This window comes from Bacillus sp. FSL R5-0439, from assembly GCF_038008805.1.
GTDB lineage: Bacteria > Bacillota > Bacilli > Bacillales > Bacillaceae > Bacillus > Bacillus safensis.
The window spans coordinates 797,404-815,826 of the sequence record NZ_JBBOZW010000001.1 but is presented as its reverse complement, the minus strand read 5'-3'; the positions used below and the strand labels follow the sequence as shown (position 1 = coordinate 815,826).

The window sequence follows — 18,423 nt, the reverse complement described above, 5'->3', positions numbered from 1 at the left end:
TATGTGCTTGTACATTATTCATGAGCAGGAGCAATTTTGGCTACTGGCGCACCACAAGTTAGCATGAATATGAACACAACGGTAGGATGAACAGCTGCACCCGCAAGACCAATAGCGCCTGCTACCGCCAACCAATCTCCCCTGTCTATTGATTTTTGTACATTCTTTAAAGTACCTCTAGCGATACCAGCTGCATCTTCAATACATCTCGTAACAGTGTTGCTTTGAGTGACAATTTCTTGATTCATTAATTTTGCAAAAGCGACCATTCCATCTTTCACTTCATCCGAATAAGGCGATTTTGCAAGCTCTTCCTCATTAATGACGAAGCCTTTTTCTTTTTCAGAAATGATAATCTTTGTGAAGATGTATTCAATTTCTTTTAAAGACGTCTCAATTTGCTCTTCTGTCAAACCTTCTAATCCCTTTGTGCTTTGCGTCTTTGCAGAAGCAGCTGGAGCAAAGGCAGTCACAGCTAGAACTAATGCTAACATTAAAAATATCAATCTTTTCATATTAACTCCCCCTTTTTTTAACCAAAATTTACTTTATCATACTTTTATGTAAAATAAAGGTTTTTAAGAGAGAGTTAAAGTTTTCTTGCAAATATCGACATTTTGCGACACGTTAACCCCACATAAATAAAAGGAAGAATGATAGCGCCCAAGTAAGTATACCAAGCATTACAAAAAATTTAAGAAAACTTTCGTACTTTGTAAGAGGACGTTCCTTCTTTAATTTAGACAATCGCCAATGAAGAGCATAACCAGAGAACAAAAGAATTAATTGACCAATTTTTGATACGTCTTCTAATATATCTATACCATTCATTATAGTTCACCTCACATTAGAAAATAAATAAAGTAGACTTGTAGAGAGTCTACTTTTTTTAAAAATCACCCAAAGTATCCGTTTTCTGCAGTTTGAAAATCCGAGGAATTTATATGTACTGTAGCTGTGATCCCCATTAATAAGGTAAGGCTCAATATCGTAACTTTAAAGTGATTCATCAATTCCCTCCTCTTCTATTCAGCACAATTTAGACTTATTATCGCAGATAGCATATTCATTTTCCAACATTTATGTAAAAATAAGCAATAAGAAGCATGATACTTGCTAGATGGAACATTACTTTTGTTTCTTGTTTTGCGATATACCGAGAAAATATAACAATTTTGCTGATGAACATTTTGTATCTAATAAACACAAATACCCCCCTAACCTTCATGATTAGGGGGTGACTTATTTCATGAACCGTTTTACTGCATCCGCTGTTTTTGATCCATAATAGCCGTTAATCCCATTGTTTTTCGCGCCCTTATCAGGATGCGGCTAGGCCATTCATCTATTAAAATGACTGGTGATATTTATGCTCACGTAACACCAAAAATTAAAGTTAGAACAGCAAAAAAATTTGGCGATTACATAAAATTAGAAGGCTAAGTGGTCAAAATGTGGTCATATGAAGGTTTGTGGCTCTTTAACCCTTATTATTTAAGGGCTAAAGACACTACACACTCCACATGCGCCGTATGCGGGAACATATCAACTGGCTGCATGTATTCGATTTTGTAGTCTTTTGACATGTATTCAAGGTCTTTTGCTAGTGTGGATGGGTTGCAAGAGACGTAGACAAAGCGTTTTGGTTTGACTTGTTTGACGGTGTCTAAGAAGGTGCGCTCGCAGCCTGTTCTTGGCGGGTCGACGACGATGACGTCAGGACGGAAGCCTTCTTTGACCCATTTTGGCAGCCAATGTTCAGCTGTTCCTGTCACATAGGTCGCGTTTTTCATTCCGTGTTTTTTGGCATTTTTCTTGGCATCATCGATTGATTCTTTGATGACATCCATTCCTCTTACTTCTTTGGCGCCATCTGAGAGCCACATCCCGATGGTTCCAACGCCGCAATACGCATCGACGACCTTTTCTTTGCCTGTCAGTTTGGCCGCTTTTTTCGCTTCATCATAAAGCTTTAGCGTCTGCTTCGGATTCAATTGGAAGAAAGCACGTGCACTTAGTTCGAAAGAGACGTCTCCTAAAAATTCTTGGATGACCATATTGCCAGCTAGGTGAGATGTTTTATGGCCGAAGATGACTGATGTTTTTTCGCCATTGATATTATGCATAATGGACGTCACTTCAGGCAGACGTTTTTGAATGGCTTCGGCAATTTCTTTTTTCTTTGGAAATTCAGGTTTTGATGTGACAAGAACGACCTGTACTTCCCCTGTTTCAAAGCCGACACGCACGACAATCGAACGCACGTCGCCTTTTCTTGTCCGTTCATTGTAAACAGATACGCCGAACTTCTCTAAAATTTTGCGAACAACACCCGTTGTTTTGTTCGTTTTTGGATGCTGCACGATACATTCCTTGATCGGTACAAGCTTATGAGAATTCAGTCCGTAAAGTCCTGCAATGATGTCTCCGCTGTGAGAACGTCCTACTTGGAACTGACTTTTGTTTCGGTAATGCCACGGGTCTTCCATGCCGATCGTTGGCCTGATATCAAGCTTTTCAACCGATAGCTTTGTATGGCGCTCCATTGATTGAATGACAATATCACGCTTTTCATTTAGCTGCTGCTCATACGCCAAATGCTGAAGCTGACAGCCGCCGCACTCTTCGTATACTGGGCATGGCGGTTTGACTCGATGCTCAGAGCGCTTTCGCACTTTCCTGACCGTACCTTCTGCATATTTTGCTTGGACATTCGTTGCTTCAACCACCACTTCCTCACCTGGAAGCGCGCCTGGGACAAAGACCACTTGTTTTTTAAAATAACCGACCCCTTCTCCATTAATGCCAAGGCGTTTAATGGTAAGCGGGAACTGCTGTCCCTTTTGCAAAAGGGCACCTTGCTGTTTTTCTTTCACTTTATTCTCTCCGTTCTATTTAAACCATTGATAGGTTGTCTTCATTTTATTCCATCTCCTTAGTATATCACGTCTTGGACAAAGAGAGAAAATGCCTTTCATTTATTTATCTGTCTCAATGCTTCTCCATAAATATAAAGAAGCGTAGCTTAAATATGGGGTCCATTCCTTGCTTAGCGCTACCATCTCTTCTTTTGTCGGCTTTTCAGGCAGGTCGAAGTGCCGTTTGATTGCATTTTGAATGCCGATATCTGCCATTGGAAAGAGATTTGGTCTTCCAAGCCCATTCATGAGCACATTTTGAACCGTCCAAGGTCCAATCCCTCTAATCGGAAGCAGACGCTCTTCTACCTCCAGATCAGATAAATCGTGTAATTCCTCTAAACAAAGTGAGCCGCTCACAATTCGTTTCGATACATCGATGACATATTCTGCTTTTCGTTGACTAAATTGAAGCTTTCTCAAATCATCTGTTTCAAGAGAAGCGATGGTTTCTGGTAAAGGATCAAACCAAACACCTTCTATTTGCTCACCGTACGTATGGACAAATCGTTTCGTGAGCTCGTAAGCAAACGAAAGATTCAGCTGCTGATGAATGATGCATTTCATGAAACAATGATATAAATGAAAATCCAGCATGAGCGGCGTTCCGATATGCTCCTTAAAAATGGGCGCTAGATTGGTTTGAGAAAAGTGGTCTTGAATCATGTGTAATTGATGCTCCATGCCAAATATCCGTTTCACCTCAGAAAGAAGGGGTTCCTCTGGGCCGTTTGATCGCACCCGGAACATAGGCGCATCTATTGTTCCAGTAGCTTGAACGATGACCACATACGGTTTTTGCTCCAATCTGATCGGCACTTTGATTTCTCTTTGACTCAAATCGACTGCTTTTAATGGATCACTTGATAAGCGTCTAAGCACTTGATCGAAATGATACGGCGGCTCTATCACCAGCTGTTTTTCCCACATACATGTCCTCTTCCTTTCTGCCAACATACGCAGATGTAATTGTTTCATTTTGCATGAATGATTCTCTTTATTGAATACTTTTTAACATAAAGAGTACAAGAATTTATCAGTTATATCTTCCTTATTTGTGGTCATTCTCCTTTTGGATAGAAGAAAGTTTTTAGTCGAATTCAGCTAACATTCGACAGCAATCTTCAACATTTTAGGATCATTTTCCTTAAATTAGAAATAGAACCTCTGGGTGATATCTCCTCCCTGAATATATTTGTATAATTATGACATATCAAGGAGGTGAACAAAGGAATTAGCGGATTAGGCAATCATTTGTTTTATCTTGCAAGAACATATTTACCTCATTGATAACCGGCTTCACCTAGTTTCACATTTTACAAAAAAGAAGACCCAAAATTAAAAAACAAAGGAGATCCGACCAATGAAAAAAACCATTCTTTCTGTTGCACTTGCCACTGCTGTTTCTTCGACACTGCCATTATTCGCTGACGCTGCTGAGCCAAAAACTTCAGCACCTGTTTCTACTACACTTCAGCAAACTGTCTTAAACAAAGCTGCTGCTGAAGGTAAAGCTGGCACTACGGCTAGCCCTAATGTTAACGTAAACTTTGATGTTCTTGGGATTGCCAATGCCATTGTAAACGCAGTAAACGCAAATGCAAACCGTTCTGGATTCGTGAAAAGCGTCATGGAAAGCACATTCTACGCTGCTGGCGGCAGATATAATGTCATGGTCTTTAACCTAAGCCAGAACTACGAAGACCGTTTTAACGGCGTCAAAACTTTTGCTACTGCTAATCTTGGTAATGTTGTTTACGGAATTTGGGTATTCGAAAGCGGTACATTTAAAAACAACGGCGATGGCGGCTGGGATAACTGGGCGTTTAGAGGCTGGTTTGACCGTCAAGATAAATTCGTTACGTTCCATCGTCCTTAATTCTCGGTTTTATCCATCAATCATACACGCACATTTAACCGATCTCTTTCTGAGATCGGCTTTTTTATGTAGAAAACGTATAAGTTCACCGACGCTGCTTCATGATATAATGCAAGTCTGGAGGGGTGCACATGCTGAGAAAACTTGCAGTAACAAAAAACGGCGACTTGATTGAACATGCAACAATGCAGCAGCTTTCAAGCCCCGAAATCGCCTGGTATTGGATTGATTTTCATGCACCAACGGAAAAGGAAGCAGCGCTTTTGAAGGAATATTTTCAGTTCCATCCGCTTGCGATTGAGGATTGCTTCCATTATTTGCAGCGGCCGAAGCTTGATTTTTATGAGGGTTATTTATTTTTCGTGCTGCATGCCCTTAATCAAAAAACGCTGCGTTCTGAGGAAGTTGATCTGTTTGTTGGTGAAAACTATATCGTGACCTTTCATTTAAAGGAAGCGCCATACATTGAGCGTGTCATTCGAAAGCTCAAGGGGTCTGATAAAGAAAGAAACAGCGGACCTGAGCATATTGCCTACATGCTGATTGATCAGCTTGTTGATGATTATTTCCCTATTATTTATCAAATAGAGGACAGGCTGAATGAAATTGAGGATGAAGAAGGTCATAAAACGTATGGCACGTTGATGAACGAAGTATTCGGAATCCGATCCGATTTGCTCAAACTGCGAAGAACGATTATCCCGATGAGGGACCTTTTATATCGGATTGTGAACACAAATACGATGAAAAGCGATACAAACCGCCAAGCGTATTTTAATGATATTTACGATCATCTTTTGAAGCTCACAGAGATCGTTGAGTCGAACCGGGACATGACAGCGGATTTACGAGACAGCTATCAGACGCTGAATTCCAACCGGATGAATGCGATTATGATGACATTGACCATTGTGTCGACCATTTTTATTCCACTGACCTTTATTGTTGGGGTGTACGGAATGAACTTTGACAACATGCCTGAATTACATTGGAAATACGGCTATTTTGGCGTGCTGATTTTCATGGGTCTGCTCGTTTCGGGTATGCTTTTGTGGTTTAAACATAAAGGGTGGTTTAGGATTTTTAAATAATGTTTGTTCAGTTCATCCCCCTCTTTTGTTTCAGCGTAAAATCAGAGAAGGATAATCAAAAAGCCTGCAGATCTTCTGCAGGCTTTTTTCTATAGCTGAGGCAGATGCCATACTTTTTCAAGCATGAGATCGTCTAGGCTTTTAAAGGAATATCCTTGTTTTTTCAGAGCGGTGATGGCATCATCCAGCGCTTCGGCATTGTCTCTTGAGACGGTATGAAGTAAGTAAATGGCACCTGGGTGCGCCTGCTTCATCATTTGATCATAAGCATACTGTTTTCCTTTTTGATGATGGATATGCCAGTCTACAAACGCTACTGACCAGAAAACAGTTTGGTAGCCGAGCTGTTTCGTTTCTTTTAGTACCCTTTCACTGAACACACCGCGCGGCGGACGAAGATAGAGGTTATCTTGTTTTCCTGTGATTTTGTACACAGCTTCATTGACACGGTCCAGTTCTTCTTTGATTTCTTTCGTACTTTTTGTTGTTAAATCTGGATGATGATAGGAATGGTTGCCAATGATATGACCTTCTTGTGCCATACGTTTGACAAGCCCGGGCTGGTCCTTTACAAAATGACCTGTCACAAAAAAGGTGCCTGGTACTTGATGTTTTTTCAGCACGTCTAAAATCTTGGGTGTGTACCCATTTTCATAGCCGTTGTCGAAGGTAAAATAAATCTCTTTCTTTTTCGTGTTACCTAAATAGAAGGCATCATACTTTTTTAAGAGTGCCGTCAATTCTTTGCCCGCATCCGGCGGCCTGTGCTCTTTGCTTTTCGCAAATCCCCAGTGGATGGGCTTATTAGACACGGCTCCTGCTTCTGAAAGAGGCATGGAAACAAAAAGCGCACATAAACAGATCAGCATGAATTTTTTCATTTACGTCACTTCCCGGTTTTTCTTCTATTGTGCAGAATAAGACCGAGACTCATACACCGATTCACCTGCCAATTTAAAGAAAAAAGCCCGCATTGCGCGAGCTATTCTTCCTTCCAATCATTTTTAAACCGTTCATATTTCGCTTCCAGGTCGTCAATCATCTGGATCAGTCTGTCTATATCCTCAACGTCTGTTGATTCGGGATCTAATGAATCAATCACATTCATAAACATATCTAATCGGTTCTTTAAATAATCAACCTGCTGCTCTTTGCTGTCTGCTGCCTTGCCCATCGATACACTCCCTTTAGCGTTTGTTTATAGCTTATCTTTTTTTCCCTTGTAAATCAATTGTGTCCCTCTTGCGTATAACCGTGATGAGGCTTAAAATTAACTGTTGGCGGGTCTACGTTTGCCCGAATGAAAAGGAGATAGATACCATGAACCAAAAAACAGCACTTCGTCCGATCACACCTGCATACGACCCTTGGGAAGCCTATCTCGATGTGCAGGATTACGGAGAAATGAAGCTGACAAATATTGAATTTACGACAACAACGCTCTGTAACATGAGATGTGAGCATTGTGCGGTCGGCTATACCTTACAGCCTAAAGACCCGAATGCGCTGCCGATCGATTTGTTACTCCGACGTTTAGATGAAGTTCCGCTCCTGCGCTCACTCAGTATTACAGGCGGAGAGCCTATGCTTTCTCTTAAATCTGTACGGGAATATGTCGTCCCTTTATTAAAGTATGCCCATGAACGCGGCGTGCGTACACAAATCAATTCAAATTTAACCCTTGATTTGGCGCGCTATGAAGAAATTATTCCATACTTAGACGTCCTTCACATTTCACATAACTGGGGCACTGTTGAAGAGTTTGCAACAGTCGGTTTTGCTATGATGGATCGTAAACCAACCTTTGAGCAGCGCGAGAAATTATTTAACCGCATGATTGAAAATAGTCAGGCACTTGTCAAAGCGGGCGTAACTGTATCCGCTGAAACTATGCTGAATAAGCGCACGCTTCCATATATTGAGCACATCCACCGGCAGATCGTCGAGGAGATGAAATGCCAGCGCCACGAAGTTCACCCGATGTACCCAAGTGATTTCGCCAGCGCCCTTGAATCATTGACGCTTCCGCAAATGCGGGATGCGATTCATCAGCTGCTTGATATTCGTGATCAAAACACATGGATGCTGTTTGGCACCCTGCCATTTTATTCATGCAGCACAGATGAAGAAGACCAGCGTCTCCTTAATCGATTGCGCCAGGAGAAAAATGTCACAGTACGAAATGACCCTGATGGACGTTCACGGTTGAATGTGAATATTTTTGATGGGAATATTATTGTGACAGACTTTGGCGATACACCGCCGCTTGGAAACATTGCAACTGATACATTGCAATCAGCCTATACACGCTGGATGGACACAAAATTAGCAAAAGAGCTGAATTGTCATTGCCCAAGCGTGCAGTGCCTCGGTCCGAATGTTCTAGTGAAAAACAGCTATTATCAAGAAGTTGATTTTACTTCTCGAACAGCCAGGGGGTAACCGATAGATGGACGATACATTTCTGACAGTGGTCAAAAATAAATACATTGAAATTCTCCTTGTTGGGCTCGTTCTTTGGCTTGCTGTCTTTATGATCAACAAAGCCCTTCAAATTTTCTTTAAACGAACTGAGTTTATAGAGGATAAAAAGAAGAAAACGATTGAGAGCTTGGTCAAATCGGTCACGAAATACACCGCTTCGATTTGCTTTGTGCTCTATGTCATTTCTCTTTTCTTTCATGACTTCGGGAAAATTCTTGCGGGTGCTGGTGTCGCTGGGATCGTCATCGGTTTTGGCGCCCAGACGCTCATTCGTGATATTTTAGCAGGCATTTTTCTCATCTATGAACGCCAGATTCATAAAGGGGATTATGTGACGGTGAATAACCTCTTTAATGGAACCATTGAAGAGATTGGTCTCCGCTCTCTGCAAATTAGAGAATGGAGCGGCAAGCTGTTAACCATTTCTAACGGGGATATCAGGCAAATCCAAAACTATAACATGCAATATATGCGGATTACGGAATCTGTGTTAATTAGCGCGAATCAAAACCCAGATATCGCCTTCCAAGCACTTGAATCAGCATGTGACAATTTAAATCAAATGCATCATGATTTACTTAAAAAAGATGAATTCCAAAACGCCATTGAACTCTTTCAAGTTCATGGAATTATGGGCTTGAATAAGCTGAATCGCGGGATTGAAATCACAGTTAAGGGAATGGTCGAAGACGAAAAGTACTTCGAAGCCGCCCTCGCTGTGCGAAAAGAAATGATTAAGCAACTTCATCATCATGATGTCAAATTGCTTGAGGATCTCGCTTATCCCCAGCCTGCAAAATAACCTCATTCTATATGGGGTTATTTTTTTATTTGTATTTTGTTAACCGGTTAATTATAATGTTATTTAGTTAATCAGTTAATAATAGAGAGGATGTATGGAATGACAAAAACAGAAGCAATTTCTTTCATCAAGGAGATGTATCAAGAGGTGTTAACCAAGTTCGATGTAAAAAAGGTGGAGACATATTTTTCTCCTGACTATCAGCAAGTGACCGATGGGAAGGTGTCCACGCTTGATGAATTTAAAAAGCATCTATCCACATTAAAAGAAATGACAACACAGCTTGCGATCCCCGCCTTTCATGATGTGTTATTTGATGAAGAAACGCAGCAAGCGTGTTTTCGTTACACGGTACATGTTGACCTCGCAAACGGAGACGGAGGTTTAATAGATGTCACAGCTCTTTTCACCTTATCAGATGGCAGGATCATTCGGTGCGACGAGCTGACTCGGGCTCACGAAAAACATGAAATGCTTGAACAGCTGGGGCACATCAGCTAACAATTCTCTTCATTTCAGCCCTCTTACTTCTATCCTCTTGACTGATTCATGTATAATAGATAGCAGAATGATTTCATGCAGCATGGGGACCCTCATACTGTGTATTTTCTAATTGAAAGAGAGTGAATAAGATGGGTCGTAAGTGGAACAACATTAAAGAAAAGAAAGCATCAAAGGATGCCAGTACAAGTCGTATTTACGCAAAATTCGGGCGTGAAATCTATGTGGCTGCCAAACAAGGTGAGCCAAACCCAGAATCAAACCAAGCACTTCGTTTTGTCCTAGAACGTGCAAAAACATATAGTGTCCCAAAACATATTGTGGACCGTGCCATTGAAAAAGCCAAAGGCGGTGCGGAAGAGAACTTCGATGAGCTGCGCTACGAAGGATTTGGTCCAAACGGATCAATGGTCATCGTTGATGCCCTCACCAATAACGTGAACCGTACAGCTTCAGATGTTCGAGCAGCATTTGGGAAAAACGGCGGAAACATGGGCGTAAGCGGCTCTGTTGCTTACATGTTTGACGAAACAGCTGTCATCGGTGTCGAAGGGAAAAGCGAAGAAGAAACACTTGAGCTTTTAATGGAAGCAGATGTTGATGTACGTGACATCATGGAAGAAGATGAAACGGTGATTGTGTACGCTGAACCAGATCAATTCCATCAAGTACAAGAAGCATTCAAACAAGCCGGTGTTGAAGAATTCACTGTCGCTGAAATCACAATGCTACCGCAAAACGAAGTGACGTTAGATGATGAATCTAAAGCACAATTTGAAAAGCTGATCGATGTATTAGAAGAGCTTGAAGACGTGCAGCAGGTTTATCATAATGTGGATTTAGGGGAATAAAAAAATTAAGCCATAGTAGTCGTTGAGTTCATTCAACTTCTACTATGGCTTTTTTATTTTCTCAATAAAATGTAATATATGTATAATGTGTTAATGTCTACAATTTTCAAGGAGATGAGTTTCATTTTTAAAACATGGTGGTTTTCTTATTATGGATTTATGATCATCCCTTATCTTGGCCTATGTCTTATTTTCAACGACTTACCGATATTGTCTAAAGTTATCTTCTTTCTTTTTATCATTTGGTATTTATATAACGCCTTTGACTTTTACAAAAATGAACTAAAAAGAAAAAAAGAGAAACCCTATTAGCAAAAAACAGTCATCTCCTCTGTTGATAAGAGGAGATGACTGTTTTAATTCATCCCTTGAAACCCAAACGTCAGGTGATCCTGAACAGGTATCCAAGCGCCGATTCCTTGTGAAGTCACGTTTTTTACGACGAGTTTGCGTTTATTTCCTTTTAGCACAAGGTACACTTCTCCGTAAGTAACCTTACCTTTTTCGTTAATCGCTGGTGCATAGGCATGAAGCGATGCTGCTTTTTTTGGAGAGACATGGTAAGACTGATCTCGTTTTGTTCCTGCACCAATTACGGTGTCAAACGCGAGGGGCAGCTTTGTTTTTTGAATCGCTTTTTGCATCATCAATGTTTTCACATCTTCTGGGTTTGGTACTTTTGCTGTGAGTCCGCCGCTTACTTTCACTTGCTGCTTTTGAACGTATTTTCCAATGGCTGTTTTATTGCCGCCTCTGTTATCAATATGGTTCGTATTCACCTTTTTGTATTCCCAATTGGCGACTGTTTCGTTTGAATCGTAGCTCAGTGCCCATCTCCCAAGGAAAATGGTCGCGCGGTATCCAACTGCTAATGGCGTCCCTGAAATACTGGATTCATTCAGCATTTTAATCAAATGAGTATTCTCAATCGGGACACTTGTTGTTTTGAACAATTCAGCCGTCAGCTCGCTCGGCTGGAGCAGCGGCTGATCCTGTGACGCGTTCGGATACGTATTCTCCTTTGAAATACTTGCGACAGAGGATGGCACTTTAAATGGCTTTGCCGCCTCCGCTGGAAAGCTGTATAGAAAACTTAAGGATAAGAGAACAACAAACATGATGCGGGGCATCTTTTTCATATCATCACTCTTTCTCATTCATTTTTCCATAGTATTTTCCCGAAAGACGTCACTTATCCACAAAAGATTATAAAAGGAAAAATCCAATCGCCATAATAAAATAGGCAGCGAGTAATGTGGCGCCTTCAAACCAGTTTGTATCACCATCATTTGATAAAATGACCGTGAGCAGTACAGAGGATGCCATTGCAATGAGTTCTGGCAAGGAGAAAATGAGCGGCATCTGCTTGTCGAAAAATAGAGAGCTGATGACAAGGATTGGCGCGACCATCATGGCAACCTGAAGCGTGGAGCCAAAGGCGATTTCTACTGCTACATCCATTTTGTTTTTATACGCCATGATGACAGCTGAGGCATGTTCTGCTGCGTTGCCGACGATGGCCACAATAATGACACCGATAAACAGCTCACTCCAGCCAAATTGTTCTCCTACCGTATCAAATGTATGAACAAGACGCTCTGAAATGTACGCAACTGCGATTGTCGAAAGCAGCAAAATGACAGTGGCAAACTTGCCAGACCATTCAGGTGTTTCTTCTTCCGTCTCTGCTTCGCCTTCCATGCTCTCCAGCTTGGCAACATACACCCCGCGGTGGCTGACCAGTTTGAAATAGAGCGCCGCGACATAAAGCAAAATCATGACAATGCTAATCCCAATGCTTAAAACAAACTGTTTATTCTCTGCCATCTCCATCGAAAACACTTCTGGAATGACAAACGCTACAATAATGGCAAACATGAGCAAGCCTGAATTGTGCCTTGCATCATGGACATTAAATACTTGACGCTTATATTTTAATCCGCCAACGAAAAAAGACAAGCCAGCCACAAGCAGTAAATTACCGATAACCGATCCTGTTAATGATGCAAGTACGATGGCCGTCAATCCTTGCTTTAAAGCAAAAAACGAAATGATTAACTCCACCGCATTTCCAAATGTAGCGTTTAAAAGTCCGCCAATTCTGGGCCCCGCAATGATGGCAAGACTTTCTGTGGCTCTTCCCATAAAACTAGCAAGACCAATAATGGCGATACAATAAACCGCAAACATGACGACCTGCGGGAAATGAAGTAAACTGCCAATCACCGATAGCGGAACACCGATTGCGACAATCACAAGAAATAAACGATTCATACAGCCATTCTCCTTTACATATGTCTGACTGTTATTCTTTCGTGAGTGCCGGCATCATATACATTTTAGATTCGCGCGTGTGAGAAGGTGATATCAATACTTCCTTTCACGGACTGCACCATAGAGCAATGCTTCAATGCAAGGGTGATCACTTTATCGATTTGTTCATCAGATGTATTAATGTCTTCAAATAAGATATGTAAATGAATGCAGGAAATCTTGTTTACAGCTCCTGCCCTTGTCGTTTCAGGTGTGATCGTCAGCCCTTCATAGGATATTCGCTTTTTATGGCACACATGAATGAGCATTTCTCCAAAGCAGCCTGCAATGGCTGAGGTGAACAATTGAGATGGACGGTACCCCATTTCTTCTGTTCCTGAAATAGGCAGCTGCCTGTCCTCATAATGTGCGATCCAATGATCGTTTTCGTATGTCAGCTTCATTCCTTTTCCACCTTTCTATTGAAACCCCTATGGTTCCATTGTACGATGAAAATATGAACTTGTAAGGAGCATCTTATGTCGAGAATTCACTTTATGATTTTAATTTTACTTGTATCCGTGTCTGGTTTTTCACAGGGTGCATTACTTCCTGTCATTTCCATTATTTTCGAACATGCCGGTACATCTCCTACGTTAAACGGCCTGCATGCCACAGGCTTATATCTCGGTGTGCTGCTTGCGTCTCCTTTTATGGAAGCACCGCTTCGCCGGTTTGGATTTAAGCCGTTAATCGTCATTGGAGGCGCCGCTGTCTTTTTAAGCTTGTTTAGCTTTGTGTTTTTTGAATCTTATGTCGTCTGGTTCTTCCTCCGGCTTATGATCGGGATTGGTGACCATATGCTGCATTTCTCTACACAGACGTGGGTGACCTATGCTTCATCCTCGAGAAATCGCGGAAGAAACATTTCACTGTATGGATTATCGTTTGGACTCGGTTTTGCCGCCGGCCCTTTTTTAACGCCGCTCATTGAGATCAATCCAGCTTTGCCTTTTATTGTTTCTGGTGCCGTTAGTTTATGTATTTGGCTGCTTGTGTTTGTTTTAAAAAATACATATCCAGATACGGGCGAAGTGCAAACGTCAGAGCAGACAAACAGTTTGAAGCGCTTCAAAAAGGCCTTTCAATTTGGCTGGGTCGCCTTTATGATGCCATTTTGCTATGGATTTTTAGAAACGACGCTTAATAGTAACTTCCCTGTATATGCGCTAAGAAGCGGTGTGACAGTAGAGGCAGTTGCGTTTATTTTACCTGCGTTTGCCATTGGGAGCATTGTCTTTCAGCTTCCTCTTGGGATGCTCAGTGACCGGTTTGGCAGACGCCGCATCATTTTATGTGTGACACTCGCTGGATCATTCTTTTTCCTTTTAGCAGGGATCTTCATTCAATCCGTTTTGGCTGTCGCCATTTGTTTCTTTATCGCCGGAATGGCTGTAGGCTCTACCTTCTCACTTGGCATCAGTTATATGACCGACTTATTGCCAAAGCATCTGCTTCCCGCCGGGAATTTGATGTGCGGGATGGCGTTTAGTGCAGGCAGTATTCTCGGGCCGGTACTTGGAGGATTCTTTGTGCAAACGTTTGAAGGAATGAATTTACTTTACCTTGTCAGTATCGTGATATTATTTGTGTTTTGCTGCGTTCGGTTTGGGAGAACGACGGCAGTGGTGGAAAGTCACTAAAATGGAGGGTCAATCGTTGTTTACCTATAACATCACAAATGAGTTGACTTTGGCATCTCTACAAATAGATGATGCGGACACACTATTTAGCCTTATTCAAAAAAATAAGGCTCATTTAGGGGAGTGGCTGCCTTGGGTTCATCACTGCAAAAGCATAGAAGCAGTCAAAACGTTTATTCAATCAACTCAAACCACCTACATTGAACAAAAAGGGTTGGAAGCTGGCATTCAGCTGAACGAGCAATTAATCGGTGTGCTCCGTCTGACGTTTGATCAACAAGTAGGCAATATCGGTTATTGGATTGATGAAGACGCTCAAGGACAAGGCATTGTGACAACCATCGTGAAATATATGACAGATACCTTTGCTCCTAAAGTCGATGGATTTGAAATTTTTTGTCCTGTTGGCCATGTCAGAAGTGAACGTGTAGCGATAAACGCAGGGTTTCAGCTTGATTCTCATTACCAGTCAAAACCTGATACAGCTTTTAACCTTAAGCGGTATATACGATTGTCGAAATAAAAACTCCCCTGCACCGCAGAGGAGTTTTTTCATTTAATGATAACCATTTTGCCCGTTCGCACTGCCGCTTGTTTTGTGCTTTGGCTGATGGCCTTTGTTTTGTTTCGTGTTGCTTCCGCCTTTTTTCGATTGTTTGGACATATGTGATTCCCCCATCCATCAAGATTGAACATGTTCGTTCTTCTTTAGGATGCCCAGATTTCTTCACACCTTGCCTGGTACGATTTTACGCTTATGTAAAAGCGCATTGAGCTCGCCGCCAAGGATAATCATGATGCCGGTTAAATAGAACCAGATCATTAAAATAATGATTCCCCCAATACTTCCGTACATCGCGCTGTAATTAGCAAACTCGCCTACGTAAAATGAGAACAGCATGCTGACCAAAATCCATCCAATCGATGCAAAAATGGCGCCTGGCAGAACAAATTTCAATTTCAGTCTGATGTTTGGGGCGAAATAGTACAAGGCTGTAAACACAATCAATAAAATCAGCGGGCTAATGATCCACCTCATGGCCGTCCAAATGGTGAGAAAGGCATCTGACTGCCCAACTAATTTAGCGACAAATAAGCCAAGTTCTTTTCCAAAGACAGGTAGCATTAAGGCAAAAATAATCGTAAGAACCATCGCTATGGTTAAGATGATTGATGTTAAACGTACGAGAATGAAGGAACGATTTTCCTCAACTTCGTAAGCATGGTTAAATGCTCTGACGACGGCATTAATCCCGTTAGATGCAGACCAAAGGGCGGCAATAATCCCGAATGACAACAATCCGCCGTTGCGGCTGTTCAGTGTCTCTTCGGCGATGGATTCAATCATCGAAAGCGCTCCTTCTGGCGCATAACCAGAGATGACGCTCAGGACATCCTTCGACGTCAGCGGCAAATATCCAACGAGTGTCAGCACGAAGATGAGAAACGGAAATAATGAAAGCAAAAAGAAGTAAGCAAGCTCAGCAGATTTTGCTGGTCCTTCATGCAGCAAAAAGCGTTCAATTAACGCTTTAATAAAACCCATACGCCTCATCTCCAATGATCAATCTTTCTATTTCGATCGAAAGTGATCCTTTGTTTCTTCAATAATCTCTAATACTTTTGGGGTTGTTTCCTTTAACTGATTGACTTGTTTATTTAAAAATGACAAATCATCTGAGACTGTTCGCATCAGCTGCTTCGTTTCTTCCATTTTTTCTTTCACGCAAGCAGAAATTCTGGCTGGCTCCTGACGGTATTCCGCCAGCTTTTCCTGACAGTCATCCCATTTGTCTTTAAGCGCAATTCTCGTTGGCCGATGAAATAATGTCAGCAGTGCGCCGCAAGCTGCTCCTATCACAGCTCCTCGAAGCATGATTTGATTTTTCTCTTCCATCTCGTCTGATCTCCTTTCAGTTAAAGGTGTTTCTCTTTCTTTACATACGTCAAAAAACGATCAATTCCTGTTTCAATTAAATCATGTACTTCCTCAAAGTTTCCAGTGTAATAAGGGTCTGGCACATCATCTCGATCATCGTCTTCAACAAAGTCAAGAAGACGGCCAATAAAGTGATGTTTCCCATAACCGGCTATACTGCGAAGTGCCCCTACATTTTCAGCATCCATCGCAATGATATAGTCGTATGCTGTGATGTCCTCATGTATGATTTGTCTTGCGGACATCCCTTCATAGCTGATCCCTTTTTCATCAAGCAGCTTTCGTGTTCCTTCATGCGGAGGACAGCCTTGATGCCAGCCGCCAATGCCTGCTGAATCAATGACAAAGTGCTCGCTTAGTCCTTCATCTTCTACTCGTTTTCTAAACATGGCCTCTGCCATCGGTGACCTACAAATATTGCCAAGACATACGAATAATACATGAATCATCCTTCATTCTCCTCCTATCTTTTCCCTAGAAACTGCTTTCGAAAACCTTTTCTCTATCATATCAAGCCCTTTTTCTTTTGAAAACTTTGCAAGAAAAACTCCCATCGGCATTGACACATTATACAAAAAAAGGGGACACTTTAGGAGAATTGCACAAATAAAGGGGGATACATATGGGATGGGTAGAACAGATTGTCAGCAATATCAATGATGTATTATGGGGACCGCCGCTTTTGTTTTTGATCGTGGGGACTGGGATTTACCTTACCTTTCGCGTACTCTTCATTCAAATTAGGCTGCTCCCCTATTCGCTGAAGCTTGCATTTTCAAAGCAAGACAAGACATCAGAAGGTGATATTTCTCACTTCCAAGCATTAATGACAGCTCTTGCTGCAACGGTTGGAACGGGAAATATTGTAGGGGTCGCCTCTGCTGTCATTGCCGGCGGACCAGGCGCTGTGTTTTGGATGTGGTTTGCAGCGTTCTTTGGAATGGCGACAAAATATGCTGAAGCTGTTCTCGCAGTGAAATACCGTGTCAAAAATGAAAAAGGTGAAATGTCCGGCGGGCCGATGTACTATTTGGAGCATGGCTTGAAGCAAAAATGGCTAGGGGTGCTGTTTGCTATTTTTGGTGCTGCGGCTGCCTTTGGAATTGGGAATCTCGTGCAGTCAAATTCGATTTCTGGTGTCATGAATTCAACCTTTCAGATTCCAACATGGATCACAGGCATTATTATTACGGCCTTTACTGCGCTCGTGATTTTAGGCGGGATTAAAAGCATTGGCCGGGTGACGGCTATTTTTGTACCGGTCATGGCTTTATTCTACGTCATTTGCGGGCTGATCATTCTTGTCATGAATGCGGATCTTGTCCCAAGTGCAGTCGGGCTCATTTTTACGGATGCATTTACAGGTCAAGCCGTTGCAGGCGGTGCGATCGGTACCGTAATCCGCTGGGGTGTGGCGAGAGGGGTATTTTCCAATGAAGCAGGTCTTGGTTCTGCACCAATCGCTGCAGCTGCTGCCAAAACAGATATGCCTGCTCGTCAAGCGCTTGTGTCAATGACGCAAGTATTTATTGATACGATGATTGTTTGTTCCATTACAGGGATCACAATTGTCATGGCCGATATGTACGTCACAGAAAAAAGTGATGCACTCACCTCGTTATCCTTTGCTCATTTCCTTGGACCAATCGGCTCAATCATTGTTGCAATCGGCTTACTTTTATTCGCTTATTCCACCATTATTGGCTGGTCCTATTACGGTGAAAAATGCTTTACATATTTGGCAAAAGATTCGTATGTGATGTATTATCGTGTTGTGTTTGTTATTGCTGTCTTTTTCGGTGCCGTGTTTAAGAATGATTTCGTCTGGGGCGTGGCGGATATGCTAAACGGACTGATGGCTGTTCCGAACTTAATCGGCCTTATCGGTTTATCAGGAGTTGTCGTGTTTGAATCTAAACGAATCATTGATAAGATCAAGCAGGAGAAAAAGGAGAAAAACATCTCCGTGTCGTCTTAATAGCCCTTTTATTCTTTTGCATTT

20 protein-coding genes and 1 pseudogene are annotated in these 18,423 nt (G+C 41.9%); 9 read left to right on the top strand and 12 right to left on the bottom strand.

Features of this window, described 5'->3' with window-relative positions; all coding sequences use genetic code 11:
- Positions 1–14: 14 nt before the first annotated feature.
- The 4 genes and pseudogenes from NST59_RS03985 to NST59_RS03965 all read right to left on the bottom strand — a co-directional run bounded on the left by NST59_RS03985 (position 15) and on the right by NST59_RS03965 (position 3,848).
- Positions 15–515 (bottom strand): hypothetical protein, encoded by a 501-nt coding sequence (locus NST59_RS03985; protein WP_064497735.1) that lies wholly within the window; start codon positions 513–515, stop codon positions 15–17.
- A 736-nt stretch (positions 516–1,251) separates the two neighbouring features.
- Positions 1,252–1,329 (bottom strand): annotated as a pseudogene (locus tag NST59_RS03975) (peptidoglycan-binding domain-containing protein); the annotation flags it as partial.
- 161 nt (positions 1,330–1,490) lie between these two features.
- Complete coding sequence (gene rlmD, locus NST59_RS03970) at positions 1,491–2,876, bottom strand: 23S rRNA (uracil(1939)-C(5))-methyltransferase RlmD (RefSeq protein ID WP_064497733.1); 1,386 nt, start codon at positions 2,874–2,876, stop codon at positions 1,491–1,493.
- A gap of 102 nt (positions 2,877–2,978) precedes the next feature.
- Entirely contained in the window at positions 2,979–3,848 is an 870-nt protein-coding gene (locus NST59_RS03965) for a DNA-3-methyladenine glycosylase family protein (RefSeq protein WP_039177175.1), read from the bottom strand.
- 433 nt (positions 3,849–4,281) lie between these two features.
- On the opposite strand from NST59_RS03965, the gene NST59_RS03960 reads away from it, so the two are divergent.
- Both NST59_RS03960 and corA read left to right on the top strand, forming a co-directional pair.
- Positions 4,282–4,797: a hypothetical protein gene (locus NST59_RS03960; protein WP_039177173.1), complete on the top strand. Its 516-nt coding sequence runs from the start codon at positions 4,282–4,284 to the stop codon at positions 4,795–4,797.
- A gap of 131 nt (positions 4,798–4,928) precedes the next feature.
- The gene (corA, locus tag NST59_RS03955) at positions 4,929–5,888 is read left to right on the top strand and encodes a magnesium/cobalt transporter CorA (protein ID WP_039177170.1); all 960 of its coding nucleotides are present in this window, start codon (positions 4,929–4,931) and stop codon (positions 5,886–5,888) included.
- 89 nt (positions 5,889–5,977) lie between these two features.
- Here corA and pdaA read toward each other — a convergent pair whose 3' ends face one another.
- Together pdaA and NST59_RS03945 are read right to left on the bottom strand one after the other, a co-directional pair.
- On the bottom strand, positions 5,978–6,769 hold the full coding sequence (gene pdaA, locus NST59_RS03950) for a delta-lactam-biosynthetic de-N-acetylase (RefSeq protein WP_064497731.1): 792 nt from the start codon (positions 6,767–6,769) through the stop codon (positions 5,978–5,980).
- Between the two features lie 101 nt (positions 6,770–6,870).
- Positions 6,871–7,062: an SE1561 family protein gene (locus NST59_RS03945; protein ID WP_012009274.1), complete on the bottom strand. Its 192-nt coding sequence runs from the start codon at positions 7,060–7,062 to the stop codon at positions 6,871–6,873.
- A 146-nt stretch (positions 7,063–7,208) separates the two neighbouring features.
- Here NST59_RS03945 and yfkAB point away from each other — a divergent pair, with 146 nt between their 5' ends.
- The 4 genes from yfkAB (at position 7,209) to NST59_RS03925 (ending at position 10,526) form a co-directional block, all read left to right on the top strand.
- Positions 7,209–8,330: a radical SAM/CxCxxxxC motif protein YfkAB gene (gene yfkAB / locus NST59_RS03940; RefSeq protein ID WP_341040186.1), complete on the top strand. Its 1,122-nt coding sequence runs from the start codon at positions 7,209–7,211 to the stop codon at positions 8,328–8,330.
- Positions 8,331–8,337: 7 nt separating this feature from the next.
- Positions 8,338–9,174 (top strand): mechanosensitive ion channel family protein, encoded by an 837-nt coding sequence (locus NST59_RS03935; RefSeq protein WP_341040184.1) that lies wholly within the window; start codon positions 8,338–8,340, stop codon positions 9,172–9,174.
- A gap of 99 nt (positions 9,175–9,273) precedes the next feature.
- Positions 9,274–9,675 (top strand): nuclear transport factor 2 family protein, encoded by a 402-nt coding sequence (locus tag NST59_RS03930; RefSeq protein WP_341040183.1) that lies wholly within the window; start codon positions 9,274–9,276, stop codon positions 9,673–9,675.
- Between the two features lie 131 nt (positions 9,676–9,806).
- Positions 9,807–10,526 (top strand): YebC/PmpR family DNA-binding transcriptional regulator, encoded by a 720-nt coding sequence (locus NST59_RS03925; protein WP_024425262.1) that lies wholly within the window; start codon positions 9,807–9,809, stop codon positions 10,524–10,526.
- A 356-nt stretch (positions 10,527–10,882) separates the two neighbouring features.
- Here NST59_RS03925 and NST59_RS03920 read toward each other — a convergent pair whose 3' ends face one another.
- The 3 genes from NST59_RS03920 to NST59_RS03910 form a co-directional block, all read right to left on the bottom strand.
- A complete protein-coding gene (locus NST59_RS03920) occupies positions 10,883–11,665 on the bottom strand; it encodes a YfkD famly protein (protein WP_017358796.1) in 783 nt (260 codons plus the stop codon).
- 67 nt (positions 11,666–11,732) lie between these two features.
- Positions 11,733–12,800 carry a calcium/proton exchanger gene (cax, locus tag NST59_RS03915; RefSeq protein WP_106025879.1) on the bottom strand — a complete coding sequence of 356 codons (1,068 nt, stop codon included), beginning with the start codon at positions 12,798–12,800 and terminating at the stop codon, positions 11,733–11,735.
- Between the two features lie 65 nt (positions 12,801–12,865).
- On the bottom strand, positions 12,866–13,243 hold the full coding sequence (locus NST59_RS03910) for an OsmC family protein (RefSeq protein WP_106025878.1): 378 nt from the start codon (positions 13,241–13,243) through the stop codon (positions 12,866–12,868).
- A gap of 75 nt (positions 13,244–13,318) precedes the next feature.
- Between NST59_RS03910 and NST59_RS03905 the strand changes: the two genes are divergently transcribed.
- Positions 13,319–14,482, top strand: a complete 1,164-nt coding sequence (locus NST59_RS03905; protein WP_064497727.1) for an MFS transporter — start codon at positions 13,319–13,321, stop codon at positions 14,480–14,482.
- Positions 14,483–14,498: 16 nt separating this feature from the next.
- A complete protein-coding gene (locus NST59_RS03900; RefSeq protein WP_106025877.1) occupies positions 14,499–15,005 on the top strand; it encodes a GNAT family N-acetyltransferase in 507 nt (168 codons plus the stop codon).
- Between the two features lie 204 nt (positions 15,006–15,209).
- On the opposite strand, the gene NST59_RS03895 is transcribed toward NST59_RS03900, so the two are convergent.
- Genes NST59_RS03895 through NST59_RS03885 form a run of 3 tightly spaced genes read right to left on the bottom strand, consistent with a single transcriptional unit; the run spans position 15,210 to position 16,870 of the window.
- Positions 15,210–16,028 carry a YihY/virulence factor BrkB family protein gene (locus tag NST59_RS03895; protein ID WP_039177150.1) on the bottom strand — a complete coding sequence of 273 codons (819 nt, stop codon included), beginning with the start codon at positions 16,026–16,028 and terminating at the stop codon, positions 15,210–15,212.
- A 27-nt stretch (positions 16,029–16,055) separates the two neighbouring features.
- Positions 16,056–16,379, bottom strand: a complete 324-nt coding sequence (locus tag NST59_RS03890; RefSeq protein ID WP_341040174.1) for a YtxH domain-containing protein — start codon at positions 16,377–16,379, stop codon at positions 16,056–16,058.
- 20 nt (positions 16,380–16,399) lie between these two features.
- On the bottom strand, positions 16,400–16,870 hold the full coding sequence (locus NST59_RS03885; protein ID WP_144491761.1) for a low molecular weight protein-tyrosine-phosphatase: 471 nt from the start codon (positions 16,868–16,870) through the stop codon (positions 16,400–16,402).
- Positions 16,871–17,043: 173 nt separating this feature from the next.
- Between NST59_RS03885 and NST59_RS03880 the strand changes: the two genes are divergently transcribed.
- Positions 17,044–18,399 carry an alanine/glycine:cation symporter family protein gene (locus NST59_RS03880; RefSeq protein WP_039177145.1) on the top strand — a complete coding sequence of 452 codons (1,356 nt, stop codon included), beginning with the start codon at positions 17,044–17,046 and terminating at the stop codon, positions 18,397–18,399.
- The last annotated feature ends 24 nt before the right edge of the window (positions 18,400–18,423 follow it).

What these genes read in the sequence shown, in the direction of transcription:
- NST59_RS03985 (WP_064497735.1), bottom strand. Translation starts at nt 515, where the DNA reads ATGAAAAGATTGATATTTTTAATGTTAGCATTAGTTCTAGCTGTGACT.
- NST59_RS03965 (WP_039177175.1), bottom strand. Translation starts at nt 3,848, where the DNA reads ATGTGGGAAAAACAGCTGGTGATAGAGCCGCCGTATCATTTCGATCAA.
- NST59_RS03960 (WP_039177173.1), top strand. Translation starts at nt 4,282, where the DNA reads ATGAAAAAAACCATTCTTTCTGTTGCACTTGCCACTGCTGTTTCTTCG.
- corA (WP_039177170.1), top strand. Translation starts at nt 4,929, where the DNA reads ATGCTGAGAAAACTTGCAGTAACAAAAAACGGCGACTTGATTGAACAT.
- pdaA (WP_064497731.1), bottom strand. Translation starts at nt 6,769, where the DNA reads ATGAAAAAATTCATGCTGATCTGTTTATGTGCGCTTTTTGTTTCCATG.
- NST59_RS03945 (WP_012009274.1), bottom strand. Translation starts at nt 7,062, where the DNA reads ATGGGCAAGGCAGCAGACAGCAAAGAGCAGCAGGTTGATTATTTAAAG.
- yfkAB (WP_341040186.1), top strand. Translation starts at nt 7,209, where the DNA reads ATGAACCAAAAAACAGCACTTCGTCCGATCACACCTGCATACGACCCT.
- NST59_RS03935 (WP_341040184.1), top strand. Translation starts at nt 8,338, where the DNA reads ATGGACGATACATTTCTGACAGTGGTCAAAAATAAATACATTGAAATT.
- NST59_RS03930 (WP_341040183.1), top strand. Translation starts at nt 9,274, where the DNA reads ATGACAAAAACAGAAGCAATTTCTTTCATCAAGGAGATGTATCAAGAG.
- NST59_RS03925 (WP_024425262.1), top strand. Translation starts at nt 9,807, where the DNA reads ATGGGTCGTAAGTGGAACAACATTAAAGAAAAGAAAGCATCAAAGGAT.
- NST59_RS03920 (WP_017358796.1), bottom strand. Translation starts at nt 11,665, where the DNA reads ATGAAAAAGATGCCCCGCATCATGTTTGTTGTTCTCTTATCCTTAAGT.
- cax (WP_106025879.1), bottom strand. Translation starts at nt 12,800, where the DNA reads ATGAATCGTTTATTTCTTGTGATTGTCGCAATCGGTGTTCCGCTATCG.
- NST59_RS03910 (WP_106025878.1), bottom strand. Translation starts at nt 13,243, where the DNA reads ATGAAGCTGACATACGAAAACGATCATTGGATCGCACATTATGAGGAC.
- NST59_RS03905 (WP_064497727.1), top strand. Translation starts at nt 13,319, where the DNA reads ATGTCGAGAATTCACTTTATGATTTTAATTTTACTTGTATCCGTGTCT.
- NST59_RS03895 (WP_039177150.1), bottom strand. Translation starts at nt 16,028, where the DNA reads ATGGGTTTTATTAAAGCGTTAATTGAACGCTTTTTGCTGCATGAAGGA.
- NST59_RS03890 (WP_341040174.1), bottom strand. Translation starts at nt 16,379, where the DNA reads ATGGAAGAGAAAAATCAAATCATGCTTCGAGGAGCTGTGATAGGAGCA.
- NST59_RS03885 (WP_144491761.1), bottom strand. Translation starts at nt 16,870, where the DNA reads ATGATTCATGTATTATTCGTATGTCTTGGCAATATTTGTAGGTCACCG.
- NST59_RS03880 (WP_039177145.1), top strand. Translation starts at nt 17,044, where the DNA reads ATGGGATGGGTAGAACAGATTGTCAGCAATATCAATGATGTATTATGG.